General features: G+C 61.6%; 23 protein-coding genes. 10 read left to right on the plus strand and 13 right to left on the minus strand.

Features of this window, described 5'->3' with window-relative positions; genetic code table 11:
* Nucleotides 1-81: 81 nt before the first annotated feature.
* From Q0C17_RS06065 to Q0C17_RS06080, 4 genes are read right to left on the minus strand one after another with little or no spacing between them, the layout of a single operon-like run.
* Entirely contained in the window at nt 82-1,539 is a 1,458-nt protein-coding gene (locus Q0C17_RS06065) for a serine/threonine-protein kinase (protein WP_291202875.1), read from the minus strand.
* Nucleotides 1,540-1,548: 9 nt separating this feature from the next.
* The gene (locus Q0C17_RS06070) at nt 1,549-2,694 is read right to left on the minus strand and encodes an FHA domain-containing protein (protein ID WP_291202878.1); all 1,146 of its coding nucleotides are present in this window, start codon (nt 2,692-2,694) and stop codon (nt 1,549-1,551) included.
* A gap of 6 nt (nt 2,695-2,700) precedes the next feature.
* A complete protein-coding gene (locus tag Q0C17_RS06075) occupies nt 2,701-4,356 on the minus strand; it encodes a hypothetical protein (RefSeq protein WP_291202883.1) in 1,656 nt (551 codons plus the stop codon).
* Between the two features lie 3 nt (nt 4,357-4,359).
* Nucleotides 4,360-4,899 (minus strand): hypothetical protein, encoded by a 540-nt coding sequence (locus tag Q0C17_RS06080; protein ID WP_291202886.1) that lies wholly within the window; start codon nt 4,897-4,899, stop codon nt 4,360-4,362.
* Nucleotides 4,900-5,044: 145 nt separating this feature from the next.
* On the opposite strand from Q0C17_RS06080, the gene Q0C17_RS06085 reads away from it, so the two are divergent.
* Together Q0C17_RS06085 and Q0C17_RS06090 are read left to right on the plus strand one after the other, a co-directional pair.
* A complete protein-coding gene (locus Q0C17_RS06085; RefSeq protein ID WP_291202889.1) occupies nt 5,045-5,629 on the plus strand; it encodes a sigma-70 family RNA polymerase sigma factor in 585 nt (194 codons plus the stop codon).
* Nucleotides 5,610-7,979, plus strand: coding sequence for a serine/threonine-protein kinase (locus tag Q0C17_RS06090; RefSeq protein WP_291202892.1), 2,370 nt, complete (start codon nt 5,610-5,612; stop codon nt 7,977-7,979). The genes Q0C17_RS06085 and Q0C17_RS06090 overlap by 20 nt, the downstream gene beginning before the upstream one ends.
* Here Q0C17_RS06090 and Q0C17_RS06095 read toward each other — a convergent pair.
* The 5 genes from Q0C17_RS06095 to Q0C17_RS06115 form a co-directional block, all read right to left on the minus strand.
* Complete coding sequence (locus Q0C17_RS06095) at nt 7,976-8,398, minus strand: hypothetical protein (protein ID WP_291202895.1); 423 nt, start codon at nt 8,396-8,398, stop codon at nt 7,976-7,978. The two genes, Q0C17_RS06090 and Q0C17_RS06095, sit on opposite strands and share 4 nt — an antisense overlap.
* Before the next feature lie 75 nt (nt 8,399-8,473).
* Nucleotides 8,474-8,863, minus strand: a complete 390-nt coding sequence (locus Q0C17_RS06100; protein WP_291202898.1) for a response regulator — start codon at nt 8,861-8,863, stop codon at nt 8,474-8,476.
* 70 nt (nt 8,864-8,933) lie between these two features.
* Nucleotides 8,934-9,560, minus strand: coding sequence for a response regulator (locus tag Q0C17_RS06105; RefSeq protein WP_291202901.1), 627 nt, complete (start codon nt 9,558-9,560; stop codon nt 8,934-8,936).
* A 5-nt stretch (nt 9,561-9,565) separates the two neighbouring features.
* On the minus strand, nt 9,566-10,723 hold the full coding sequence (locus Q0C17_RS06110; RefSeq protein WP_291202904.1) for a PAS domain-containing sensor histidine kinase: 1,158 nt from the start codon (nt 10,721-10,723) through the stop codon (nt 9,566-9,568).
* Between the two features lie 84 nt (nt 10,724-10,807).
* Nucleotides 10,808-11,083, minus strand: coding sequence for a hypothetical protein (locus tag Q0C17_RS06115; protein ID WP_291202907.1), 276 nt, complete (start codon nt 11,081-11,083; stop codon nt 10,808-10,810).
* 269 nt (nt 11,084-11,352) lie between these two features.
* Here Q0C17_RS06115 and ccoN point away from each other — a divergent pair, with 269 nt between their 5' ends.
* The 8 genes from ccoN to ccoS are packed head-to-tail and all read left to right on the plus strand — an operon-like array spanning nt 11,353 to nt 19,099.
* Nucleotides 11,353-12,903, plus strand: a complete 1,551-nt coding sequence (ccoN, locus tag Q0C17_RS06120) for a cytochrome-c oxidase, cbb3-type subunit I (protein ID WP_291202910.1) — start codon at nt 11,353-11,355, stop codon at nt 12,901-12,903.
* A gap of 12 nt (nt 12,904-12,915) precedes the next feature.
* The gene (ccoO, locus tag Q0C17_RS06125; protein ID WP_291202913.1) at nt 12,916-13,683 is read left to right on the plus strand and encodes a cytochrome-c oxidase, cbb3-type subunit II; all 768 of its coding nucleotides are present in this window, start codon (nt 12,916-12,918) and stop codon (nt 13,681-13,683) included.
* Between the two features lie 10 nt (nt 13,684-13,693).
* A complete protein-coding gene (locus Q0C17_RS06130) occupies nt 13,694-13,855 on the plus strand; it encodes a cbb3-type cytochrome c oxidase subunit 3 (RefSeq protein WP_291202916.1) in 162 nt (53 codons plus the stop codon).
* Nucleotides 13,848-14,738, plus strand: a complete 891-nt coding sequence (ccoP, locus tag Q0C17_RS06135) for a cytochrome-c oxidase, cbb3-type subunit III (protein ID WP_291202919.1) — start codon at nt 13,848-13,850, stop codon at nt 14,736-14,738. The genes Q0C17_RS06130 and ccoP overlap by 8 nt, the downstream gene beginning before the upstream one ends.
* A 14-nt stretch (nt 14,739-14,752) precedes the next feature.
* Nucleotides 14,753-16,201 (plus strand): cytochrome c oxidase accessory protein CcoG, encoded by a 1,449-nt coding sequence (gene ccoG, locus Q0C17_RS06140; RefSeq protein WP_366914773.1) that lies wholly within the window; start codon nt 14,753-14,755, stop codon nt 16,199-16,201.
* On the plus strand, nt 16,201-16,725 hold the full coding sequence (locus Q0C17_RS06145) for a FixH family protein (RefSeq protein WP_291202925.1): 525 nt from the start codon (nt 16,201-16,203) through the stop codon (nt 16,723-16,725). Before ccoG ends, Q0C17_RS06145 begins: the two co-directional genes overlap by 1 nt.
* On the plus strand, nt 16,722-18,938 hold the full coding sequence (locus Q0C17_RS06150) for a heavy metal translocating P-type ATPase (RefSeq protein WP_291202928.1): 2,217 nt from the start codon (nt 16,722-16,724) through the stop codon (nt 18,936-18,938). Before Q0C17_RS06145 ends, Q0C17_RS06150 begins: the two co-directional genes overlap by 4 nt.
* A complete protein-coding gene (gene ccoS / locus Q0C17_RS06155; protein WP_291202931.1) occupies nt 18,935-19,099 on the plus strand; it encodes a cbb3-type cytochrome oxidase assembly protein CcoS in 165 nt (54 codons plus the stop codon). Before Q0C17_RS06150 ends, ccoS begins: the two co-directional genes overlap by 4 nt.
* 2 nt (nt 19,100-19,101) lie before the next feature.
* Here the strand turns inward: ccoS and Q0C17_RS06160 are convergent, their stop codons facing one another.
* The 4 genes from Q0C17_RS06160 to Q0C17_RS06175 all read right to left on the minus strand — a co-directional run bounded on the left by Q0C17_RS06160 (nt 19,102) and on the right by Q0C17_RS06175 (nt 24,436).
* Entirely contained in the window at nt 19,102-20,175 is a 1,074-nt protein-coding gene (locus Q0C17_RS06160) for a sensor domain-containing diguanylate cyclase (RefSeq protein WP_291202933.1), read from the minus strand.
* A 131-nt stretch (nt 20,176-20,306) separates the two neighbouring features.
* A complete protein-coding gene (locus Q0C17_RS06165) occupies nt 20,307-22,040 on the minus strand; it encodes an AMP-binding protein (protein WP_291202936.1) in 1,734 nt (577 codons plus the stop codon).
* Nucleotides 22,041-22,382: 342 nt separating this feature from the next.
* Entirely contained in the window at nt 22,383-23,168 is a 786-nt protein-coding gene (locus Q0C17_RS06170; protein ID WP_291202939.1) for a glutathione S-transferase family protein, read from the minus strand.
* A 542-nt stretch (nt 23,169-23,710) separates the two neighbouring features.
* Nucleotides 23,711-24,436 carry an HAD family acid phosphatase gene (locus Q0C17_RS06175; RefSeq protein WP_291202942.1) on the minus strand — a complete coding sequence of 242 codons (726 nt, stop codon included), beginning with the start codon at nt 24,434-24,436 and terminating at the stop codon, nt 23,711-23,713.
* Between the last annotated feature and the right edge of the window lie 144 nt (nt 24,437-24,580).

The raw sequence follows: 24,580 nt of genomic DNA on the forward strand, positions 1-24,580 counted from the left end.
TCGGGACTGGTTTTCGATGCGTTCAACGGCGGCTGGGTGCGCCGCTGGTCTTGATGAGTTCGCCGGTAGTTCCTGACACAGTCACGGGCACGGACCTCCGGGCTCGTGATTTACGTGGAGGTTGCCCTGGTCGACGACGTTGCTCATGTCGTCGCGTGTCTGGAAGCTGACATGGCAGCCGTTGTCCCACTGCATGGTGCCCGAGAAAATCATGCCGGCTTCAGGGACCGAGAGTGTGTAGTTGGCTGTTGTTCCATTGAACTGACCGTCCATGCGAACATTGTAGCCGTATCCATTCCGGCCACCGCCGGTGAAGGCACCGTTTCCGTTCACCTGCATGTTGTAGACAGAACCGGCGCCGTCCTTCCACACACCGCTGAGCGCCTGCACGCCGGAGGCGCCTGACGCCCCTCCGCCCGGAAGGACAGAAGCGATTAGGACAATGGCGAGGAGGCCAGCGGCCGCGATGCCGCCCCATTTAAGGGCGCCAGGCGGTAGTGTCGGCGCATCCTTCTTCGGGCCGGTCTGATCAACCACACGCGTGGTTCGTCCGGGTCCGGATATGTTGACCGCATCAACGAGGGCGCGGCGATATTCCTTTGCTTCCTGGAACCGGTTTGCCGGGCGATTGGAGAGGCCGCGCTCAATGAGCGCGTCAATGGTCTGCGGCACATCCGACCGGCCGCCCGACGGAGGCTGCCAATGGCCTTGCGGCAGGACATCGACGAGAAGTTCATAGAAAATCACGGACAGAGAATAGAGATCAGCTGAAGGTCCGGCGGAGTCGGCATTTGTGACCTGTTCCGGCGCCATGTAGCGGGGCGTACCGAGCCCGGTTCCCGTGCCGCTTTCGACGTTCGATCCGGCGACGCGCGCGATCCCAAAGTCGAGAATCTTCAGAGGGGCGGCGGCCTCGGTCGGGCTGCCGATAAGGATGATGTTCTCGGGCTTGAGGTCGCGGTGGATGACCCCGGCAGCGTGGGCCGCGGCGAGGCCGTCGAGAATCTCGGCAATGATGCGCGCAGCGACGCGCAGCGGCACGTCCTGCCGCAGGCGGACCTTTTCACGGTGCCAGTCGCGCAGGGACTGGCCGTCTAGATACTCCATAGAGACGAAGGGTTGGCCTCCGGCTTCGCCGACATCATAGACCGCAACGATGTTCTGATGACGAATGTCGCGGGCAGTGAGCCCTTCCGAGATCAGGCGCTTGACCGCGCCCTGCCCACCGAGACGCTCGGCGCGGATGAGTTTGAGGGCGACTGATTTGTCTGCGAGCTTGTCTTTCGCACGGTAGACGACCCCCATGCCGCCCTTCCCGACGACACGCTCGATAATGTAGCGGCCCGCGAACTCCGTGCCTTCGGCAAGTTCGGCCTGTGTGTCACGGCTGGTGCCGCGGGTTTGCGACTGGTCCAGCGTCTCAAGACCGCCGACGGTCATCAGGCCCTCGAAATTCGCGGCTTGCTGATCGGCGCCGCATTCGGGGCAGAAGCGGTCGCCCGGTGCCAGTTTCGCGGAGCATTTGAAGCATTTCGACATCAGGGTCACCTATTTCGAAGCCTGCGCAAGGCGCTGGATATTGATGCTGCGAACACTTCCGTGGTCGGACTGGAAGGAGACCTTCAATACGAGGCTTTGCGGCAGGGAGATGATCGGCGCGATGGTATCGCCATCCGCGAGGCTGATGGTCTTGCCTTCGCCGTAGGCGTCGCCGTTGACGCGCACCCCGCCGCTGCCGTTGACGCGGAGCATCAGGCGGTCGGACTCGATGTAGAGTTCAAAGTGACGTCGGGAGATCATGCGGCTGATCTCTTCGTCGACAGCGCCGCCAGCAGCTTCGACGAGCAGGCGGACATCCCCCTCGCCGCCTTGGCTATGCGTGCGGACGCGGCCAACAGCCAGGACGCCGTCCGGCGTAAGGATCGGACCGTTGAGTGGCACGTCTCCCTTGGCAAAGCCCAGCCAGCGGATTTCAGCGCGGCGCGAAACCGAAAGGTTGGGGTTCACACCGCGCAACCCGAGACGGCGCTCGTCACGTTCGGCACGCACCATCTGGAGCCGAAGGGCTTCGGACGCCACTTCGCGCGCAGCTTTCTGCTCGCCCTTTCCGGAGATGTAGACCAGGTTGCCATGGCCGGCGCTCTGACCACCAATGTTCACCACAGGTGCTTTCTCCGAGGACGGATCTTCGACCATCAGGGTGACCTGCGCGGTGAACGCGAAATTCTCCTGGCGCCAGCGCCAGCGGCTTGCGATGCCTACCAGCACCTGAAGGCTGTGAGCCCCCGCCTTTTCGATCTCGTCGGCAACGATGGTGACCGGGCGCGTTTCTCCGGCGTCCAGGCGTTCCCAGCCGATGGTTTCTTCCTTCCAGGCCCCTGTTGCTTCTCGGCTCCACAGGCCGGTGACAAAGAGCGGACGTCCTACAGCTGAGAGGTTGGCGAGCGACATGGGCAGGGCGACGGCGCCGCCGACACGCGCAGCCGTCAAAGCGCCAGCATCAACCTGAAGGTAAGGCGCGACACAGACGGTGCAGAGGCCATTATCATCCAGCAGCCCGCCGCACTCCTCTGCCGCCATGCAGCGCACGAGCGGCTTGCCACAGTCGCCGCAGAAGGTGGCGTCCTTCTGCAAGGCCGATGTGTAGCAGCACTCCGTTTGCGTACGGGGTGGCAGTTGGGGTGCACGGGCCATCTGAAATCAGGTCCGCATCTTGTGGCCGCAGCCGGTGCAGAAGTTGGCCTTCGCGGGAAGCGTGCGCCCGCATTCAGGACAGTCGACCGTCGCCGGGTCCTGCCCCAGACCGTCCACCGCCGGCGTACCCGGCTTGCCGCCAGCGCCGTGCGCGACTCCCGTTGCACCGGTCATGCCGGCCTTCAGAATATCCAACTCATGCGCCCGGCTGACAGCGCGCTCGTCTGAAGCCCCCTTGATCAGCTCGCGCATGATCGACATCGAGTCGTTGTTTGCGTCCGCCCGCGCGCGCGCCTGCTCCTTGAGCACTTCGGCAACGTGCGGCGAGAGACCGGCATTGATTGCGAGGATCTGTTCCGGGGTCATCTTGGCACCGGCCATCAGCTGCGCGGTGCGAGCTTCGGCATCGGCGCGGATTCGGGCGATCTCGTTGTCGGTTTTTGACTTATCCGTCCGGATTCCCCGGTCGGCATCGCGGTCCGCCGTGGCGCCCTCGAGGCTCATCATTGTTTCGAGGTTCTTGGCCGCCTGCTCCTGCGCGATGCGGGCAATTTCGAGTTCCATCCGCTGGCGGCGCTCGTTCAACTCCAGATCGGTGAGCACACCCATTTTCTTGAGTTGCTGAACGTGCTGGCCGTCGAGGATTTCTATCTCACGCTCGGTCTTGCGCAGGCGGGCTGCTTCGCTGGTCAGGTCGATCAGATGCCCGGCATCCTGGATCTCGTTTTCCATCTTGGCCGCGCGCTCCGTGCGCAGCACTTCGATTTCATGGGCCAGCGCTTCCATCTCATGGCGGCGCGTAACCTCCTCACGTGCATCGAGGAAGCGCACTTCGCTCTGCAGGACCATGTGCGAGAGTTCATCCTCGCTGGCGTTCTGCAGCTTTGTCAGGTCGTTCGAGGATTCAATGCGCACCTGGGTCGACTCGGCCTGGCGTGCCACTTCGCGTTTCAAAAGCTCGAGTTGATAGTCGAGCCCTTCCTGCTGCCGCTCGATCTGTGCGCGCTCCAGCGCCTCGCGCTCGACGGCGTTCATCGCCCACTCGACGGAAGCAGATCGCACGAGCACGCCCAATTCCCCGCAGATCCGCTCGGCTTCGCGCATCATGTCGGCCTGGATCTTGTCTTGCAGGCCGGTCTGGCCGCGGATATCAGCTGCGTCCATCCGATTGATCACGGATTCGATAACGCGGTCTGCGAAGTGCGGCGCGATACGGTCGAGGACATCGATGCGCGACAACGCCTTGCGCCCCGGCAGTTCGCCTTCGTCGCTCTGAGCGCGCGAGACACCGCCCATCAGCCCGAGGATGTTCGAGGGCTTGTCGGGGTTGAGCTGGAGTTCCAGCGTGGCGAGACCAGCAATCTCGACATTGTCACGCGACAGGGCGCGGATCGGCAGCTGAACCTGGAAAGGTTTAAGGTCAGCCAGCATGATGGCGATATGCGTGGAGCCGCCGGCGATGCTCTTGATCGCGGTGGCGACACCACCGACCGAGAAGTGGGCACCTTTGAAGGTGTTGATCAGCTGGCCGTTGCGGAAGAGCAGCGCCGCGATATCCGGCGGCGTGGCGTAGCGTTTTTCGAAGAACGTCCTGAACTCGGACTCGCGGACAAATTCAGCCAGCAGGTTCGGGTCAGTCAGCACAAGCGGTTGAGAGGCCATGGATCAGCCCTCCTTTTCTGCGGGCGGAAAGAAATGGGTGTAGATGCGGGCGAGGATGATCAGCACGCACACGGTGAAAGCGATGGGGTGGCTTTCTATGATGGCGCGGGCGCGATCCCAGGCCGAGTATTCATTCGCGAGCGCGCCGACATGGCTGACCGTGAAGATGGAACTCGAGATAACCGAAAGGACTGTGAACACCGACATTATGAGGGCTGAGAGACCAGCCACTTTCTGGGCCGATTTTGCGGGCTTGAGGCGCGATGCAGCCTCGGCTGCATCGCGCCGATCGAGCACTTTATCGTACTTGTCCCCGCGCTCGATCGCCTCTTCCCGCGCTTTCTGGTCCACCTTCAGAAAGTCGGGTTGAGCCTTCCCGCTCCGTTCGGCGGCGTTGACCGGAGTGAGGTTTGACGCATGCCGGCGCCAGATGACGAATGCCGTGACCGCCAGCCAGATGCCGGCTGCGGCCATGGTGAGATTGAACAGCAGGTCGATGATCGGCCACGCCTCAGGCGGGATCTGTTCCAGAGTTTGTTCCATTACCGGCGCCTTCCCAATGTCGGTTCTGTAGAGGAAGGCGCGGGCCGGGCGGTTTTCGGGTCACCGGTTCAAGAAATATTTTTCCGGCCCGGCAACGTCTTGTCTAAGAACGGCTTTTGCGACAGGTTCACGTGCGGAGGCTGCAATGGCACAACCTGACGACGCGACCGCAAAGCAGCTCCTCGACGGCTGGAGGGCCGGAGACCTTGCCGCGCGTGACCGGCTGTTTACTCAGCTTTACTCGGAACTGCGGCAGATCTCGGCTGGCCTGATCCGGGCCGAACGCAACCTATCCCTCTCGACCAGCGACCTCGTGAATGAGGCTGTCATTCGCCTGATGCGTGTGGACCGGGTGGAGTGGGCCGACAAGGTGCACTTCCTGGCACTCGCCGCACGCGCGATGCGCCGTGTGCTGATCGACCATGCGCGCAAGAAGCGCTCGGACAAACGCCATCACCAGAAAGTCACGCTGGTTTCCCGTCTCTCAGACGGCAAGTCGGACCGGATGGACATGGATGTGCTGGAGAAGGCACTGATCCGCCTAAGTGTGATCGACGAAGACAAGGCCGAAATCGTGGAGCTGAGGTACTTCGGCGGCATGACGCTGGAAGAGATTGCCGAATTGCGCGGTGTCTCGGAAGCGACCGTAAAACGCAACTGGCGCGTCGCGCGGGCATGGCTCCTCGACTGCCTCAATGAAGCGAGACAGGATGACCACAGGATCGACTGAACGGGCCGCACTCGAACTGCTGTCGCGCGCGCTCGACGTGCCGTCTGATGAGCGGGCTGCCTGGGTGAAGGAGCACTGCGCCGGCGACGACGTGCTTGAGCGCCGCGTTCTGGCACTGCTGCATGCGGAGCAGGAATATCCCGGTGCACTGAAGACGGGCGGCGCGGGTCATGACGCGGCCGACGCCCCCATCCCGGAACGGATTGGGGCTTACCGCATCGTAGGAACCATCGGACAGGGCGGCATGGGCGCTGTCTACAAGGCCGAACGCGTATCCGGAAATTTCGACCAGACGGTTGCGATAAAGGTCATCCGGCCCGGCGTTTTGTCTGACGCGCTGATCGAGAGGTTCCAGCGCGAGCGGCAGATCCTTGCGGCGCTGAACCATCCCAATATCGCGCGGCTGTATGATGGCGGCGAAATGGAGGACGGCTCGCCCTTCATGATCATGGAGTTCGTGGACGGACTTCCTGTACTCGCCTGGGCCGAACAGACGGCCGCCTCTTACGATAAGCGACTCGACCTGTTTGCGCGGCTTTGCGACGCCGTACAGTTTGCGCACCAGAACCTGATTATCCACCGCGATATCACACCGTCAAACGTGCTGGTGAACCGCGAAGGCGAAGTAAAACTCATCGACTTCGGCATCTCGCGGCCGCCCGAGACGATCCGGGCCACACCAGTGGCTTCACCGGCGGGCAGCAAATCCCGCAGCCTCAGCTACACGCCGGGCTATGCGGCCCCCGAGCGGCTGAACGGCGCGTTCGCCACGACGCTTTCAGACATCTTCTCGCTGGGCAAGCTTCTTGAGGACCTTATCGCGCCGGAGCAGCGGTCAACCGAACTCAAGGCGATCATCGGCTGCGCCTGCACTGCTGATCCAGCAGGCCGCTATCCGTCCGTAGACGCACTGGAAGAAGACCTGCGCAACCTTCGCGCCGGCCGCCCGGTTTCGACCTTCAAGGGCGGCGCACACTACCGCTTCGGTAAGTTCCTGAGCCGGCACAAGATTGCGGCGTTGTCGGTGGCCGGCGTAATTCTCGGCCTGTCGGGCACGCTCGCAGCAACGGCCGTTCAGTATAACCGCGCCGAAGCGGCACTCGACGTTGCCAACCAGCGATTTGCGCAGGCGCGCGAACTGACCCGGACCCTCGTGTTCGACGTTTACGACAAAGCCGACAAGATTTCCGGATCGCTCGAGACCCGCGAAGCACTGGCAGGCGTGGTTCGCGATTACATCGCCAGCCTGGAGCTAGATTCTGCAGCACCCGATGATGTGCTCCTTGAAGTGGGCATCATCACATCGCGCCTGGCCGATCTTTATGGCGGTGTCGGGATTGCGAACCTCGGCGAGACCGAAGTCTCCCGCCAACTGTTCCTGGATGCAAAGGCGTCTCTGGACGAAGTGATCGTACGCAACCCCTCCGATACGGTCGCCATTGCCGAACTGATCATGGTCGAACGTATGCTGACGATGCAGTACGTCCATCACCTCCGGGACACGGAAACGGCACGGGTGCACAATCTGCGCGGCTTTGAACTCGCCGAAGCCGGGATCGCCCTGAAGGACGCAAACGAGCAGAAGATCCTGCGGCATAAATGGAGCCTGCGCACAGATCTGCTGCAGATCCTGGAGCGGGAGCGCAAGATGGACGAGGCGCTCACGCAGGTTAGTGCATGGCGCGCCGAGATGACGCCGGAAATGTCCGAAAGGATGGGCGGCGGCGAAGAAATGGCAGCCTATCTCGCCATGCAGCATGCCGGAATCCTGACCGGGTTGAACCGCGCTGCGGACGCGCTGGAACCCCTCGATTTTGCGATCGCCTTCCGGACGGGCGCGCTCAAGGAAACGCCGGACAACTATTATCACCTGACGCAGCTGATGGTGGCACATGCGGAGCGGTCATCCGCATCGCTCCTGTCGGGTGACCTGGCAGCAGGCGCCGAACATGCCGATCTGGCGGTGGAGGCTTCGCGCCGGATCATGGCCTCAAACCCGGTGGATGCAGGCGGACCGGAAGGGGTTGCGGCGATGCTACAGAAACGCGCAACGGCTCAGTCGGCCCTCGGCAATGCGGCTGCTGCGCGCGCAGCGCTCGATGAGGCGGCGGAATTGCTGGAAGGTCTTATCCGTCAGTTCCCGGATAATGCCTTTTATGAGGGAAACCTGCTCCACGTCGGATCCCATGCCGTCAGCGTGGATGCTGCGGTCGAGGCAAGTGACTGGTCCTGCGAACTTATCCGCGAGATCAGGGGCACGTTTGACGTGGACGCACGTCTTGCGGATCCGCAGTTCGTGCCGGACCGGACTGGCCTTGCGCCCCTGCTTGAAGCCGATTGTCCGAACTAAAGCTGTTCGCCTACGCCGAAATCGCGGCGCGCTGCTACGATACTGACAATAGGGCCGGCAACCACGTCGAGGATGCACATTATCGCGAGCAGGAAGAAAACAGAGGTACCAAAGCCCGGGACCACAAGAAAACTGATCACCGCAACAAGCAGAAGCAGCATCGAGAAAGAGTGATTGACGATTGCATCGCTCTTGGTGCGGGCGGCTTTCAGGATTTCAATAAACAAGGTGATCAGTCCGATCAGCAGAATAAAATCACCGATGGTGAAGATCCAGCGACCACCGGACATCATGGGCACACCGAAGATCGGAGATTTCAGGCTCGCGGCCGTTCCGGCATCCCCGGATGTCAGGGCGACAAGTCCGTAGATCAGGATCGGGACGAGCAATAGCGGCGCAGCAATCAGAATTCTAAACATGGCAAAGCTCCCTGCTCCCCTGATAAGCGTAAAACGGACAGAGAAAGGGTCAAACAGAATCTGAAGGGTGCACTATCACCCCTTGCCCAGCAATCGGCCGAGAACGTCGGCGAGAGAGATTTCCATCATTGGCTTGCGCACATGCGCCGCAAATCCGGTCTGCTTTGCCAAGCGTTCGAGCGAGTCGACTTCCCATCCGGACATCAGGACGGCTGGCTGGTTAAATCCCAGCTTGCGCAAGGCGGACAGCAGCTGTGTGCCATCGGCCCTGTCCAGCTTCAGGTCGATGACGAAGCAATCGTATCCTGCCGGGCCGACAGCAGCCAGGAGTTCGGGCCCGCCGGGATAAGCGTCGACGTCATAACCGCGCGAACCGAGCAGGACCATCAAGGACCGGCGAACCGCTTCGCTGTCATCCACGACAGCAATGCGCGGGTTGTGCGTGACGGGTAATGGAAGTGCCATGCCAGGTGCCGCGAATGACTGAGCCTGAAGACTATTTCGGAGCGGCAGGGTACGTCTTTAGGTACTTCTCCTAAAAGGCTGTGGAGCGGCCGAAGCCTGCTGCGAAAGCGATCCGGAGCACTGTTGACAGGCTGGGCGCGTCCATCTTTTCCATCAGATTAGCCCGGTGGATTTCCACGGTACGAGGCGAAATATCGAGCGTTTCGGCAATGATCTTGTTAGTCTGGCCTTCCACAAGCCCCGTAAGCACATCGCGCTCACGCGCTGTCAGGCGTTCGATCAGGCCGCGGGCTTCCTCGGCCAGGACATCTTCCTTGCGGCGGGCTTCCAGGCGTTCGAAGGCTCTCGTAAGGGCATCGACGAGGGATTGCTTGGCGTAGGGCTTTTCAACGAAATCGACAGCGCCGGCTTTCATGGCCCGCACGGCGACGGCGACATCCCCATGCCCGGTGAGCACAATCACCGGCATGGCCACGCCGCGCGCGTTCAAGGCTTCCTGCACTTCCAGCCCGTCCATACCGGGCATCTGGACGTCCAGAAGAATGCAGCCCCGCTCCGCGTCAGCGACCTGCTCGAGGAAGGCCACGCCGTCTGTGTAAGTTTTCACGCGGAAGCCCGCATGGCGCAGCATGAAGCTGGCGGAATGCCGTATGGCTTCGTCGTCATCTACGAGGTGGATCAGGCGCATGTCGGTCATGGTGTTTACTTACCCGTATCCTGGCGCAGTGTGAACTGGAAACAGGTTCCGCCCAGCGGCGCTGGCACGGCGCGTATTGTACCCCCGTGTGCCTCGACGATTGTCTGACAGATCGACAGGCCGAGACCCATGCCTTGGGCTTTCGTCGTAGCGAAAGGCTTGAAGATGGTCTCCTTGATTTCCGGAGAAAGACCGGGGCCGTTGTCGCAGACCGAAATTTCCACGAAACCGCGTTCTTCGGGGAGCAAGGCGCGGATCTCGATGCGCGCGTTCTCTCGCCCCGCCATGGCATCCATCGCGTTGCGGATCAGGTTGATAACGACCTGCTGGACCTGGATGGGGTCGGCGAGGACCTTGTCGACGGGATCCGCCAGCGTGATGATGACCGGGATGTCGGCGCGGTCGCGGGAGGTCTTGGTGAGGGCGACGGCGTCCAGCAGAAGCGGCCGCAGGCTGACGGGCCTTGTATCCACTTCGCCGCGCGAAACATAACTGCGCAGCTTGCGGACGATCTCCCCTGCCCGGACGGCCTGGGTCGCCGCTTCAGACAGGGCGCCCCGGAGGATTTCCCGCGTCTCCGGGTCGGGCGAATCGAGAAGGTCGCGGCTGGCCTCGAGATAGTTGGCGACCGCAGTGAGGGGCTGGTTAAGCTCATGGGCGAGCGCCGACGCCATCGTGCCGACAGCGCTGAGCCTTGAGAAGTGAACCAGCTCAGATTGCATCTCCTGCATTCGCAGCTCCGAGCGTTGCTGTTCTGTGAGGTCACGAATGAAGGCTGTGAACAGGCAGTGTTCGCCGATTTTGGCTTCGCCGATTTTCAGATCGATCGGAAACAGCGAGCCATCTGCGCGGGCGGCGATGACGACCCGGCCCTTGCCGATGATCTGGCGTTCCCCGGTGCGCATGTAGTTGTCGATATAGCTGCCGTGATTGGCCCGGTCCCGGCCTGCCATGAGACGGTTGACGGGCTGTCCGATCATGTCGGCAGCCGTATAGCCGAAGAGTTTCTCGGCCGCACGGCTGAAGGCGAGGATCGTGCCCGACTCGTCTGTCACCACCATTGCATCAGGCACCGAGTCCAGAATGGATTCGAAGTGCAACTGGTGCGCGGGCGCGTCCAGCTGGTTGAGCGGCAACTGAAATGTCTTTGGCGTCTCGCTCATCGCCCGGATTCCCTGACTTCCCAGTCTTCTCGGCTCCTCACTGCCTGCCGTGAAAGAAAGGCGCAAGTCCCGGGCATGCCGGGTTCAGTTTGCCCGCCAGCCGTCGAAGCGACGTTGAGCAAGCGTCATAATCAAGGCGACAACCAACATCGCGGCACCCGCGACCATGGCATAGCACCCCCAGCAATGCGCCCAGTTGAACAGGGTATGCCCTACAGAGCCGGCCAGCGACGCCTGATCCGACGGACCGCAGCGCAAAGCGAGATAGTCTTCCAAAGTCGGTGTGCGGTTGAGGTAAGCCGTGAACTTTACGGCGCCGGCGATCAGCAGGGCAGCGCCTGTTGCAGCGAGTTTCCACATGATCGAGCTCCTTCAGTTTGTGCGCCAGACCTATCTCCGGTGCGACAGGCGAGCCCATAGGTAAATCCCCCTATACAGCCCGCAGTGCCCCTCCGGCAGGTATCGGTCAACATCGCCGACATCGACTCGCCAGAGGGATTTCCATGAGCGCACACACAACTACCAGAGACCAATCCGGTTGGGGATTCAGCATAGGTACGGTCTGCGCCCTCGTCGCAGCCGCAGCTTTGGGCGCCCTGATCATTGCAGCTAATGCTGCAGACCCAATGATGGCCGCACACGCGTGGATCTTCTTCTTTCTGACGGTGAGCGGCCTTCTGGTAACCGGCTTGTGGGCCGGCGCGTTGAACGGTCGCAACCCGTTTGAGCCGACCGTGTATGAAGACACGATCGTCAAGTTCGGCGTGGCCGCGGCCATGTTCTGGGGCATCGCAGGTTTCTTGGTCGGCCTGATCATCGCCCTCCAGCTGACCTTCCCCAACATCTTCTACTTCCCCGACTTTGGATGGACCAATTTCGGGCGCCTGCGGCCCTTGCACACGTCAGCAGTCATCTTTGCCTTCGGGGGCAACGTGCTGATCGCGACAAGTTTCTATGTCGTGCAGCGCACCTGCCGTACTCGCCTCGGCGGCGGCATGTGGCCATGGTTTGTCTTCTGGGGCTACAACCTGTTCATCGTGATTGCGGGCACCGGATACCTACTGGGCGTTACCCAATCCAAAGAATATGCCGAGCCGGAATGGTATGCGGATCTCTGGCTGACCATCGTCTGGGTCGCCTACCTGTTCGTCTTCCTCGGCACTCTGTGGAAACGCAAAGAGCCGCACATCTATGTGGCGAACTGGTTCTACCTGTCCTTTATCGTCACCATTGCGATGCTTCACATCGTCAACAACCTGGCGATCCCTGTCAGCCTGACGGGCTCCAAGAGCTATCAGCTGTTCGCGGGCGTGCAGGACGCGCTGACGCAGTGGTGGTATGGCCACAACGCCGTCGGTTTCTTCCTGACGACCGGCTTCCTTGCCATCATGTACTACTTCATCCCGAAGCAGGTGAACCGTCCGGTCTATTCCTACCGGCTGTCGATCGTGCACTTCTGGTCACTGATCTTCATCTACATCTGGGCTGGCCCGCACCACCTGCACTACACCGCATTGCCGCAGTGGGCGCAAACGCTGGGTATGGTGTTCTCAATCATGCTCTGGATGCCCAGCTGGGGCGGGATGATCAACGGCGTGATGACCCTCTCGGGCGCGTGGGACAAGCTGCGCACGGACCCGGTCGTCCGTATGATGATCGTCGCGCTCGCGTTCTACGGAATGTCGACCTTCGAGGGTCCGCTGATGAGCGTGCGCGCGGTCAACTCCCTGTCGCATTATACCGAATGGGGTATCGCGCACGTCCACTCTGGTTCAATGGGCTGGGTGGGCTTCATCAGCTTCGGAGCGCTGTACTGCCTCACGCCCTGGCTCTGGAAACGCAAGGCGCTGTTCTCCAAGGCGCTCGTCGAATGGCACTTCTGGCTCGCGACACTTGGTATCGTCTTCTATATCGTCGCGATGTACGTCGCCGGGATCACGGAAGGCTTCATGTGGCGTGCCTATAACGAATTCGGCTTCCTCGAATACTCGTTCATCGAAACGGTTAAAGCCAAGCACATCATGTACATCATCCGGGTCGCAGGCGGCGCGCTATACCTGATCGGCGCCTTGCTGATGGCCTACAACCTCGTCCGAACGGCCCTCGGCCATGGCGAGGCGGGAGAAGCTGCGCCGGACGCCCGCCCCGCCAATGCGCCCGCTCTCCAGCCTGCCGAATAAGGAGTACTGAATATGTCCATGTTAAAAAATCACGGCAAGCTCGAACGCCACTCGCTGCTTCTGACTGTCGGCATCCTGATTGTCGTCTCCATCGGCGGCCTCGTCGAGATCGCGCCGCTCTTCTATCTCGAAAACACCATCGAGAAGGTGAAGGGCATGCGCCCCTACACACCCCTCGAGCTAAAGGGCCGCAACATCTACATCCGTGAGGGCTGCTACGTCTGCCATTCGCAGATGGTTCGTCCCCTGAGGGACGAAGTGGAACGTTACGGCCACTATTCTCTGGCTGCAGAGAGCATGTATGACCATCCGTTCCAGTGGGGTTCCAAACGGACCGGGCCAGACCTAGCCCGCGTCGGCGGCAAGTATTCGGACGAGTGGCACCTTGACCACCTGAAAGAGCCTAAATCGGTGGTTCCGGACTCTATCATGCCGCCCTATGCTTTCCTCGCGAAGAAGAAACTGCGCGTCGAAGGGATTGGAGATGACCTGAAGACGCTCCGGTTCGCCGGCGTTCCCTATACGGACGACATGATAGCCAATGCAGAGGCTGACCTCGTGGCACAGGCTTCGCCAAACCAGGACTATGACGCCGAAGACGCGCTGATCGCGCGTTATGAAGCCGCCGCAGAGCGCAAAGGCACGCTGAGGATCGCAGACTTCGACCGCAATCCGGCAGAGATTACCGAAATGGATGCGCTGATCGCCTACCTTCAAATGACAGGTACGCTGGTCGACTTCTCGACCTATGAGGCCGACGACCTGAGCAACCGGCGCTAGGAGAATGACCATGTACGAAACACTCTCGAGCTTTGCGCAGACCTGGGGGCTCGGCCTCTTTGTGGTGATGTTCCTGGTCGCGCTCACCTATGCACTTTGGCCCGCCAACAGCGAAACTTTCCGAAATGCGGCCCACCAACCTCTTGTCGACAAGGAACCGTCCGATGACTGAGCACAAACCGGACATTGACGAACTCTCGGGTGTCGAGACCACAGGTCATACCTGGGACGGTATCCAGGAGCTGAACAATCCGCTGCCTCGCTGGTGGTTATACGTATTCTACGGCACTATTGTGTGGGCTGTGATCTACATGATTTTCATGCCGGCGATCCCAGCCCTGCCGGGCACTGGCATGACCAATACGCCTGGCATCCGAAGCCACTCAGACCGCGCTCTTGTGGCTGAAGAAGTCGGCAAGCTGAATGCCGAGCGTGCGGCTGCGTCGTCGCAGCTCCTTGATGCCTCGCTGGAGGAAATCGAAACAGACATGAACCTGCAGCAGTTCGCTCTGGCAATGGGTGAAAGCGCCTTCGGTGACAATTGCGCCACTTGCCACGGCGCTGGCGGCCGCGGTGCCAAGGGTTATCCGATGCTCGCCGACGACATCTGGATCTGGGACGGCACGCTGGCCGGCATCGAAACTACGCTGCGCCACGGCATCAGGCATCTTGAAGATCCAGCCACACGCAACAGCGCAATGCCCGCTTTCGGTCGCGACGGCCTGCTGACAGCCAAAGAGATCGACGACCTCGTACAGTATGTGGTGAAGGTCTCCGGCGGCACTGCAGACATGTCAGCCGCGAACCGTGCAGCGCCGGTCTTTGCGCAGCAGTGTGTGAGCTGCCACGGCGCCGATGCCAAAGGTAACCGGTCGCTCGGGGCACCGAACCTCACGGATTCTGAATGGCTGTTCGGCGGCGAACCCCGCGACATCCAGCAGACCATCTACAACGCACGTAACGCGCACATGCCTGCCTGGCAGGGCCGCCTCGACGACGCCACGATCAAGGCGCTCGCCGTGTATGTCCACTCGCTGGGCGGAGGCGAAAAGTGACCAAAGTCACGCTCATCTCGTCGAAGGGTACGGGCGCTCCGAAGCCGGAGCGTCCGGACTCCCTCTACAAGAAGCGAAACCAGATCTATCCGAAGCTTGCCCATGGCAAGTACCGGATGGTGAAATGGCTGGTAATGGCTGCTACGCTGGGTGTGTACTACGTCGTTCCATGGATCCGCTGGACGCGCGGGGATGGCATTCCCGATCAGGCGGTCCTGGCGGATTTCGAAGGCGAGAAATTCTATTTCTTCTTTCTCGAAATCTGGCCTCAGGAAATCTACTTCCTCGGGGGGCTGCTGATCCTTGCCGCGCTGGCCCTCTTCCTGGTGACGTCCCTGTTTGGCCGCGTTTGGTGCGGTTACACCTGCCCTCAGACGGTCTGGACGGATCTTTACATCTGGGTGGAACGTGCGTTCGAGGGGGACCGCGCCGCCCGCATGCGGCTCGATCAAGCACCGATGAGTTTCAACAAGGTCTGGCGCAAGGGCGGCAAGCACGCTGTCTGGCTTCTGATCGCCTTCGTGACCGGCGGCGCCTTTATCCTCTATTGGCATGACGCCCCGACCATTGCCCGCACCTTCTTCACGGGCGAAGCACCACTGACGGCCTATTTCTTCGCCGGCGTCCTGACTTTTACGACGTATATGCTGGCCGGCACCATGCGCGAGCAGGTCTGCACCTACCTTTGTCCCTGGCCGCGTATCCAGGGCGCACTGACGGACGAGCATGCGCTTAACGTAACCTACAGGTTTGACCGCGGTGAACCCCGCTCACCGCACCGCAAGGATGAAAGCTGGGAAGGCCGCGGCGACTGTATTGACTGCAAGCAATGCGTGCAGGTCTGCCCCATGGGGATCGACATCCGCGACGGCGCCCAGCTGGAATGCATACACTGCGCCCTCTGCATCGACGCCTGCGATGACATCATGCGCAAAATTGGCCGCCCGACCGGTCTGATTGCCTATGATACGGACAAGGCAGTTAGCCTGCGGGCGAGCGGCGAGAAAGCTCAGTATAAGCTCATCAGAACAAGGACGGTTCTCTACACCGTCCTCATTGCACTCATCGGCACGCTTATGCTCTGGGGCTATACTTCCAAATCGACCTATGAGTTCAGCGTGCTCAAGGACCGCTCGCCGCCCTTCATCCGGCTGTCGGACGGACGGGTGCGCAACGGCTACACCCTGAAACTGGTCAACAAATCCACCACGACCCAAGCCGTGAACGTGTCGGTCGAAGGGCTCGGTGACGCCGAGTTCGAGATTATCGGGGTCGGCACCGCGCCCAGCGGGGGCAGCATCATACTGACGTCCGAGGCCTATGGCGTGGACCGTTACAGGATGCTCGTTACCGTTCCCGCGGGCGACGAAGCCGACCGCGACCATCTGATCGTTGAAATCGTGGACACAGACACTGGCGAAAAAGTTGCCGCCAGCGCGCCGTTCACAAGAGGAGAACACTGATGTCCGCAAATGCTGTACTGCCGACCGCCCGGACCGGAAAAGGCCAGTTGAAGGCCTGGCATGCCCTCGTCTGGTTTCTCGGATTTTTCGGCTTTATGTTTGTCGTGAACGGTATTTTCCTGTGGACGGCAATCACCACGTTTCCGGGAGAAGATGTTGAAAAATCCTACCTGACCGGCCTGGGCTACAATCAGGAGATCGCCCGGCGCGAGCGGCAGGCCGAAGAAGGCTGGAGCGCTGAAATCGGACTGGAAGGCCCGGCGACACATCAGGAAATCCGAATCCGGATGAGCAAGCGCGATGGCTCCGCCTTGTCTGCATCGGCCGCCTCTCTCCTGATGCGCCATCCGGCTGACCGGGCGCTCGACCGGATGTTGGAGCTTGCTCCCTTGGGCGGCGGAGAATTTTCTGCATCCGTAACGGATCTCGCACCCGGAACATGGACCGTCCAGTTTTCGGCAGATGTCGATCCGCAGACGGACGGAGACGATTTCAAAGCAATGCGGGAAGTGCGCCTGCCATGAACACCGTGACGCTTGATCCGGCCGGTTGCCCGAGCGGTCTGGCGCCGCCCAGTCAGTCCGAGGCGGCTGACCCTTCACCCTTCGTACGCCGAGTGGGCAGGGAAAACCGGCTCTCGCTCTCCGTACGCGGCGCCAAATGCGGCGCCTGCCTGGCGCGCATCGAAAACGCCGTGGCGGCCCTGCCCGGCGTGGCCAGCGCGCGGCTGAACCTGTCGTCCGGCAGGCTGGATGTCAGCTGGACCGGCGACATGCCCGCCATGCGCATTTCAGAAGCCATCAGCAACATCGGCTATGGCGTCGCGCCGCTTGACACAAACGCCGGCGATGCTGCGCACAAGAAAGAGGAGCAATCACTCCTTCTCGCGATGGGTGTTGCTGGGTTTGCGACGGCCAACATCATGCTGCTGTCGGTGTCGGTTTGGGGCGGGCATGACGAGATGGGTGAAGCGACGCGGCAAGGGCTGCATGCTGTCTCGGGCATCATTGCTCTACCGACCTTGATCTTCTCCGGGCGCCCGTTCTTTAGCTCAGCCTGGAACGTGCTAAAGCGCCGGCGCACGAACATGGACGTGCCGATCTCCCTGGCGCTCATTCTCGCTTTCAGCGTCAGCGTCGCCGAGACAATCCGCGGCGGCGAGCATGCCTATTTCGATGCTGCATGCATGCTGCTCTTCTTCCTGCTGATCGGGCGGTTTCTTGATGCCCGGGTGCGGCGTCGCGCCTACTCCGCCGCGCGAGATCTGGCGGCACTGGCCAGCCGGACGGTCACGCGCATCAGCGCAGGCGGCACCTACACGTCCGTGCGATCTGAAGACATTCGCCCCGGCGATCGCATCATGCTGGCCCCTGGCGAGCGCGCCGTGGTCGACATGGTCATCGAGACCGGCGAATCCGAAGTCGATGAAAGCCTTGTGACCGGCGAAAGCCTGCCACGCTTTTCTGCCCCCGGCATGGCGCTGATGGCAGGTTCGATCAACCTGTCCCAGCCGCTTGTCGGCAAGGCAACTGCGGCTTCATCCGACTCGCTGCTGTCTGACATCGGCCGCATGCTGGAGGCGGGTGAACAGAAGCGCTCCACCTATCGCCGGATCGCCGACCGGGCCGTCTCCCTCTATGTCCCGCTGGTTCATTCGACGGCGCTGCTGACATTTCTCGGCTGGTGGCTGTCGGGCCTGGGCCTGCGCGAGTCCATCCTGATTGCTGTATCGACCCTGATCATCACCTGCCCGTGCGCACTCGCGCTCGCCGCGCCCGTCGTGCAGGTTGTGGCGGCCGGGCGGCTGTTCCGCGGCGGCGCGTATCTCAAATCCGGAGATGCACTCGAACGTATCGCCGCTTGCGACCACATTATCTTTGACAAGACCGGAACACTAACCCTCGGCACACCCCGCCTGATTGCGGACGATTTGCCGGCAGGCCTTATACCAGCCGCGGCACAGCTCGCCCGGGCCAGCCGCCATCCGCTGTCGCGCGCACTCACCCTTGCCGCCGGCGCCGGACCGGTTGCTTCAATGGCCAAAGAATACCCGGGACTCGGCCTCGAAGGCGAAATCGACGGCGTGACCTGCCGCCTCGGTTCGGCGGACTGGACCGGCGCCAAGGCGACCGGACACAGCGGCGCGACCCTGTTCTTTGCCCGAGGCAGCGAGCCACCTATGGAACTGCGCTTCGAAGACAACATTCAGGCGGGCGCTGCCAGCACGATTGCACGGCTTCGCAAGCTGGGAATGGGAGTCGAGATCGTATCGGGCGATCGCGCGGAAGCCGTCGCAGAAGTCGCACATTCACTCGGCGTGCCACATTGGACTGCCGCAGCCAGCCCGAAGGAAAAAGTTCAGCGGCTTGAGCAGTTGCAGGCAGACGGCAGGCATGTACTAATGGTCGGCGACGGTCTCAACGACGCTGGCGCCTTGGCTCTGGCGCATGCGTCAGCAGCTCCGGGCGGCGCGCTGGATGTCAGCCAGTCTGCTTCGGATGCGGTCTATTCAGGCGGCCTCGGCGCCTTGCCGCTGCTCGTTCGCACGGCTCGAAAGGCACGCATCGTGATGCTGCAAAATTTCGGATTTGCAGCAGCGTACAACCTCGTCGCCGTGCCAATTGCCGTCCTCGGCTATGCAACACCGCTTGTGGCGGCAATTGCCATGTCCGGTTCATCCCTGATCGTGTGTCTCAACGCACTCAGGCTCAACATTGCTTCGGAGAAACTTGCATGAGCGGCCTCCTATTTCTCATCCCGATTGCTCTCGCGATGGGGTTCGCTGGCCTTGCCGCATTCATTTGGTCGGTAAGAACGGGGCAGTTTGAGGACCCTGACGGGGCTGCAAACCGGATCCTGATCTCGCCAGATCTTCCGCTGGCAGACAATCGCGACTGAGCTCAGGCGACAGCAAGGGTCGGGCCGCCGGACGTCAACGGCGCCAGTTCCACGCGGTTGCGGCCGTTCTGCTTGGCGCGGTAGAGAGCCGCGTCCGCGCGCTCCAGAGCCGGCTGTATATCGATATCGGCAAACCCGGGCTCGCTTATGCCGGCGCTGATCGTGATGCTGAACGGTCCGGTCTTGCCGGGAAAGGAAAGTTCTTTGATTGCGTCTCGCAGGCGGTTGGCAAGAATTGCAGCGCGCAGCGGTTCGGTTTCAGGCAGCACGAGCGCGAACTCTTCGCCGCCAAGACGCCCCAGGAGATCTTCATCCCGAATGTTCTTCAAGACGCACTGAACAAGACGCGTCAGCACCTCATCTCCGACACCATGGCCGTGCACGTCATTGACGCGCTTGAAATGATCGATGTCGAACATGATCGCGGTAAGCGGCTTTGCATGACGGCTGGCGCGCAGCACTTCCCGCTCTGCAAAGCGGAAGAAAGCCCGCCGGTTCAGCGCCTTGGTCAGCGGGTCGGTCATTGCCATATCGAAGAGATCGCACTTGTCGTGCTCTGCTTCGATCAGATCGCGCACCGCGTAGCGGGCCGCACTCCGTACACAGATATCCTGGCTGACGAGACCTGCGAAGCTTTCAAGCAGGCGCAGATCTGATTCTCCAAATTCTTTAGGCTGGTGGTCGATCAGACAGAGGCTGCCAAAACGTTTGCCATCCGGGTCGCGCAGCGGTGCGCCGGCGAAGAACACGATCGGTGGGTGCCCGCTCACCGCGGGGTCGGACGCGAAATGCGGATCTTCACGAACGTCACTCAGGGCGAATGCCGAATCGGAAAGGTTTGCGCGTGAGCTGAAAGCGTAGAACCGCTCAAGGTTGCCTTCGCCTGCGCCATGCGCGGCCTGATACCAGGTGCGGTAGCGCTCATTGAGAGAAGCGATGACGACCGGCACACCCAGCGCAAGGGCGGTGGTTTGGGCAATCTGACCCGCCACATGGACTTCCGACCCATTGAGGATTCGATAGCGCTGGAGCACCTCGCTCTTTTGCTGCTCGAACTGCGGCGGCGGATAAATCATTCAGGACCGTCTTCAGCGTGGAACTAAATCGTTCCCTCACGCATAGAGACAGCCGGTTTAGCATTCGTTAGCGACGACGATCCCGGCGCCACCAACTTTACATCCCTGTTTTTTATATCTTTATTTATGCTTCAGCGTGAGGCGACCGAAACACGGAGCTCGCGCCGAAGAATTTTTCCAATCGGAGATTTCGGCAGTTCATCCACAAAATGCACCGTCCGCGGACGCTTGTAGCCCGTAAGGTGCTGGCTGCAGTGCGCCATCACGTCCTGAACCGTCAGATTGCTATCCCGGCGTACAACGAAGGCATGCAGCTCCTCTTCGGAATCAGCAACCTTGATGCCGGCACTGGCCGCTTCCGCGATTCCCGGGCACGCGTTGAGAACTTCGTCCACTTCGTTCGGGAACACATTGAATCCGCCGACCAGAACCATGTCTTTGGCGCGGTCGACGATGGTCAGGTAGCCGTCCTTGTCGAGTATTCCGATATCACCGGTCCGCATCCATCCATCCGCGAAAGCGGCGGCGGTTTCGTCCGGGCGGTGGAGGTAGCCCGACATCAGTTGCGGTCCCTGGACAATGATTTCGCCCACGTCACCGGCAGCACCAAATCGTCCGTCCTCCATCAGGATGGCGACCTGCGTACCCGGCAGCGGAAGGCCTGCAGTGCCGGGACGTTCCCGGCCATCGGGCGGATTGATGGTAAGCAGCGTGGTGGCTTCGGTCATGCCGTAGCCCTCAATGATCCGTGTGGACGTCATCGTGCGCCAACGCTTACGGATGCCCGGATCCAGGGCGGCGGCTCCGGAGATGGTAAGTGCAAGCTTCGGCGGGTTCTGCTGGAACCAAGGCTCATCCATGAGCTTGGAGAACAGCGTATTGACGCCCGGGAAAATGGTCGGCTTGAACTTCTCGAAGCTCTTCTGGAGATTTGAGAGCGGCCGCGGGCTCGGCGCCAGCACAATATGAACGCCATAACGCAGAGCGATGACCGACGCGAAGAGGCCGAAGACGTGGTAGACCGGCAGCACCAGCAACATTGTGTGGCCCTGCATCGTTGCGAGTTCTGGCGAGAGGCTGACGAACTGGTCGATGTTCGTGATCAGGCCGGCCTCGGTGAGGCGCACGCCTTTCGACGTTCCGGTCGTGCCGCCTGAGTACTGGTAGATCGAATCCCGGCTTGGCGGCAGGACTTCCGTGTACGAACTTACCGGTGTTGCGTGCCGCGCGCCCTTCGCGATGGCGGTGCGGAGCGTCTCGTGCCGAGACTTCAGTGGTCGCTCCATGTGCTTCACATGGCGCAGCATCACGTTTAGGACTGCCCGCTTCGGCGCCGGGAAGAAATCCGCCAGAGACAACGACAGGACGTGCTTGACGTCTGTACCGATCACTGCAGCGTCAATGGCGTCGGCAAACAGCGCCGAGCCAATCAGCACTTCGGCCTTGCAATCGCGCAACTGGCGGCGCGTTTCTGTTTCCGTGTAGAGCGGATTGACGTTGGAGAGCACCAGCCCGGCGCGCAGGACTGCCAGAAGGCAGACTACGTAGCCGATACAGTTCGGCGACTGAACCGCAACGACCGCACCTGCTGGCAGTTTCAGTACTTCGCGGAAATAGCGCGCGAGATTTCCGGATTGGCGTTCGACTTCTGCGAAGCTCAGCGTGGCCGACAGACCATTCGGCAGAGAAGTCGTCAAAAACGGCTGGCGGGCGTACGCTTCGACCGATGCACTCATGAGCTCTTCAAGGCGCATCGGCGCGTAGGCCGGAAGGCCTGCGTGAAACTCCAGGGCTTCGGGATTGTAGGCCTTCAGGTGCGCAGGATCGGCGGCAGCGAAAGTCTTCTGGAAGTCTCGGGCAATCATTGGTGGCAACTGTCTCGTTGTTGGGAGCCTCCGTATCCCACAGTTTGGTTACTGCCCGTTTCAATCGAATGTCCGGCCTGACAGAGTTCAGCAACCTTCTGGAAAGATTTGTTGCTGCGAGCCCAGGACCCGCCCCAGACTAACTGCCATACAGAAAAGCGACGACTGCCAAACCGGCCGCGGCTGCCGCAAAAAATCCAATGACTTGCCTTTGGCTCTGCTTGCGGCGTGAGCGCCCGGGCTCTTGTCGCGGGCTTCCGTTTGGGCATGGGGCGCCGCCGCGCCGTGCTGTCCTGTTTCCAGACTGGCCTACCGAGCGTGAACCAGCCCCAATCAGGAAGCTCAGGGGCCGGTGAACCGGATCGTGCCCGCTTGCACGCCGTCCAGGACAATTTGAGTGCCGCCGGTTTTCAGCATCCACTCCAACCGATGGTCACGGTATTGCCGCTTGAACAATCCGGCCTTAACGGCCTTGTCCACCTGGGCCATGCCGCCGATTGAGGCTTCAGATTCCTTGCGTGCCTGCCGCACGCTGTCGCGCGCATTGGCCCGGGCGAACCAGTCCGCCAGCCGCGTGCCAGCCGCCGGTGCGATGCCAAATCCGGCCGCGCCGTTGAGAAACGGTACCACACTCAGGTCGCCCCAGCCGAACTGGTCTCCGTTGAACCATGTCGACGTGCCGAGCTGTGCTTCCAGCATGTCGAAGAATGCTGCGGCCTGCTTGGCAGCCCGCGCTTCCATCACGGCTTTCTGTTCACCCTCGGCGCGCTTGAAGAAATTCAGTTCGCCGAGCCCCCAGGTGATCGCTTCGAACTGGGTGTCCATCACATCCTCGATCATCCGCACCTTGGCGCGGAGCGCCGGCGTAGGCGGCAACATCGCCGGCGAAGGCCAAACATCTTCGATGTATTCAAGGATGATCGTGCTGTCGAAAACTGCCGTTTCGCCATGGAGCAGCGCGGGCACTTCGCCGCGCGGATTGGCGCTGGCAAAGCCGCCGCCGGTCGCGCCCGTACCGATGCCTTCCGGCAGGCGCACTTCAAACGCCAGGCCCTTTTCCCGCAGCGAGATCTTCACCTTCTGGGCATACGGCGAAAGCGGGTGCTCGTAGAGCAGCAGGTCAGGCATAGTTTCTCTCCACCAGGCGCCCTGGCGGCGCGCACATGAGCGGGGAACTTGCCATGCCTTTGCCGCTACACAAGCCGCAGTCCGGCTTGACCTCGCGTCCGGACGTTCTGGAACGCCCAGAAGATTGTACTTGCTGGCTGGCTGGGAGAGACGCCGAACGTGTCCTGGGACATCGCGCAGAACGCACTCGCGCTGTCATAACCGATGTCGAGTGCGACGCCCTTAAGGGCTTCCCGCTTGAATAACCGTGTGAATGCAGGCCGGCTCATCCCGGCGAGGCCTGTCCGCGGCTCGCGAACCTCGCGGGCTTCCCGCCGAACCACCCGTGCATCGCGGAATGCGACATCCTTTTCGGCGCAAACCGCGAGCACGCTAAACGCCGCGTCCGGGCCGGCGTCGACATCTCATCGACTCTCTACCCCGGCGCCACGCACAGCGTCCCTGAAGCCGTCAGCACTATCGACTGCCCAGGCTGCGCCCTGCAGGACGCGTCTGACTGGCCGTCACGGATCTTCGCAGCCCAGGCCTGCCGCAAGCTTCAGCTATTGGCCAGGACCCGGCACGGTCGCGCACGGAGCGCCGTACATTGCGCCCTGGTCGATGCAGAAGAACTCCCACGCGCCGGGCTCTTTCGGTTTGTCGCCGACATTGTCGCCAATGTAAGCCACGACCTCCACGCCTTCGAAGCCCTGTACGGCGAGCATAGCCGGTACGAGTTCGAAGCGCGCATCCTTTTCGCCCGGCGCCGCCGGGTACGCGCGCGTCAGCAGGACTCGGAAATCCTCGCCGCGCCGCAGGCCGATCGCCGCGAGGTTCTTTTCGGTGGCCAGCTGCTCGGTATCGGTCCGGTTGGTCACGAAGGCGACGTGCCCGCCCGCGGCATTGACGGCGGCGATGAACTCGTCCGTACCCGGAACAAGAGTCGCTCGCTCCTCCTGCGTCCACGCGTGCCAGCTTTCTGCCGTGAAGCCCTCGCCCAGGGCTTCGCGGGATATCTGGTAATCCACATTATTCAACACGGTTTCATCCAGATCCAGTACAACGGCCCAGCTCTTGTCCGGACGGCTGGTGGCCACGGTGCCGGCATATGCCGCGGCCTCAGCAAACACTTCTTTCGCCTCCTCGGCCCAGCCTTCGCCGGCAGCGACCCAAGCCACACCGGGGCTAAGCGTCAGCGGCACGGCGCCCGGCGCCAGCTCCGGAGACCCAGCAGGCACCGACGCGCACGCGCCGAGAAGCAGGGCAGCAATGAGAGCTGGAAAGCGCATGGCGGAATCCCGTGTCCGATGCCCGTCCGGGCGTTGACGCACGCTACCCGGCGACGACCTGCGCCTCAAGCCCCGACGACGCGCCGAGCCTCTGCCTCCCGCAAACCAAAAAAGGGCGGACCCGCAGGTCCGCCCTTCCAGATA

The sequence above is a fragment of the Hyphomonas sp. genome (assembly GCF_022844445.1).
In the GTDB taxonomy this organism is placed as follows: domain Bacteria; phylum Pseudomonadota; class Alphaproteobacteria; order Caulobacterales; family Hyphomonadaceae; genus Hyphomonas.

Bases quoted from the DNA above. Each gene is read 5' to 3' on its own strand.
- Q0C17_RS06085 (WP_291202889.1), top strand. From the start codon at position 5,045: ATGGCACAACCTGACGACGCGACCGCAAAGCAGCTCCTCGACGGCTGG.
- Q0C17_RS06095 (WP_291202895.1), bottom strand. From the start codon at position 8,398: ATGTTTAGAATTCTGATTGCTGCGCCGCTATTGCTCGTCCCGATCCTG.
- Q0C17_RS06075 (WP_291202883.1), bottom strand. From the start codon at position 4,356: ATGGCCTCTCAACCGCTTGTGCTGACTGACCCGAACCTGCTGGCTGAA.
- Q0C17_RS06110 (WP_291202904.1), bottom strand. From the start codon at position 10,723: ATGAGCGAGACGCCAAAGACATTTCAGTTGCCGCTCAACCAGCTGGAC.
- Q0C17_RS06150 (WP_291202928.1), top strand. From the start codon at position 16,722: ATGAACACCGTGACGCTTGATCCGGCCGGTTGCCCGAGCGGTCTGGCG.
- Q0C17_RS06145 (WP_291202925.1), top strand. From the start codon at position 16,201: ATGTCCGCAAATGCTGTACTGCCGACCGCCCGGACCGGAAAAGGCCAG.
- Q0C17_RS06065 (WP_291202875.1), bottom strand. From the start codon at position 1,539: ATGTCGAAATGCTTCAAATGCTCCGCGAAACTGGCACCGGGCGACCGC.
- Q0C17_RS06165 (WP_291202936.1), bottom strand. From the start codon at position 22,040: ATGATTGCCCGAGACTTCCAGAAGACTTTCGCTGCCGCCGATCCTGCG.
- Q0C17_RS06090 (WP_291202892.1), top strand. From the start codon at position 5,610: ATGACCACAGGATCGACTGAACGGGCCGCACTCGAACTGCTGTCGCGC.
- Q0C17_RS06070 (WP_291202878.1), bottom strand. From the start codon at position 2,694: ATGGCCCGTGCACCCCAACTGCCACCCCGTACGCAAACGGAGTGCTGC.
- Q0C17_RS06175 (WP_291202942.1), bottom strand. From the start codon at position 24,436: ATGCGCTTTCCAGCTCTCATTGCTGCCCTGCTTCTCGGCGCGTGCGCG.
- Q0C17_RS06170 (WP_291202939.1), bottom strand. From the start codon at position 23,168: ATGCCTGACCTGCTGCTCTACGAGCACCCGCTTTCGCCGTATGCCCAG.
- ccoO (WP_291202913.1), top strand. From the start codon at position 12,916: ATGTCCATGTTAAAAAATCACGGCAAGCTCGAACGCCACTCGCTGCTT.
- ccoP (WP_291202919.1), top strand. From the start codon at position 13,848: ATGACTGAGCACAAACCGGACATTGACGAACTCTCGGGTGTCGAGACC.
- Q0C17_RS06080 (WP_291202886.1), bottom strand. From the start codon at position 4,899: ATGGAACAAACTCTGGAACAGATCCCGCCTGAGGCGTGGCCGATCATC.
- ccoS (WP_291202931.1), top strand. From the start codon at position 18,935: ATGAGCGGCCTCCTATTTCTCATCCCGATTGCTCTCGCGATGGGGTTC.
- Q0C17_RS06115 (WP_291202907.1), bottom strand. From the start codon at position 11,083: ATGTGGAAACTCGCTGCAACAGGCGCTGCCCTGCTGATCGCCGGCGCC.
- ccoN (WP_291202910.1), top strand. From the start codon at position 11,353: ATGGCCGCACACGCGTGGATCTTCTTCTTTCTGACGGTGAGCGGCCTT.
- Q0C17_RS06160 (WP_291202933.1), bottom strand. From the start codon at position 20,175: ATGATTTATCCGCCGCCGCAGTTCGAGCAGCAAAAGAGCGAGGTGCTC.
- Q0C17_RS06105 (WP_291202901.1), bottom strand. From the start codon at position 9,560: ATGACCGACATGCGCCTGATCCACCTCGTAGATGACGACGAAGCCATA.
- Q0C17_RS06100 (WP_291202898.1), bottom strand. From the start codon at position 8,863: ATGGCACTTCCATTACCCGTCACGCACAACCCGCGCATTGCTGTCGTG.
- Q0C17_RS06130 (WP_291202916.1), top strand. From the start codon at position 13,694: ATGTACGAAACACTCTCGAGCTTTGCGCAGACCTGGGGGCTCGGCCTC.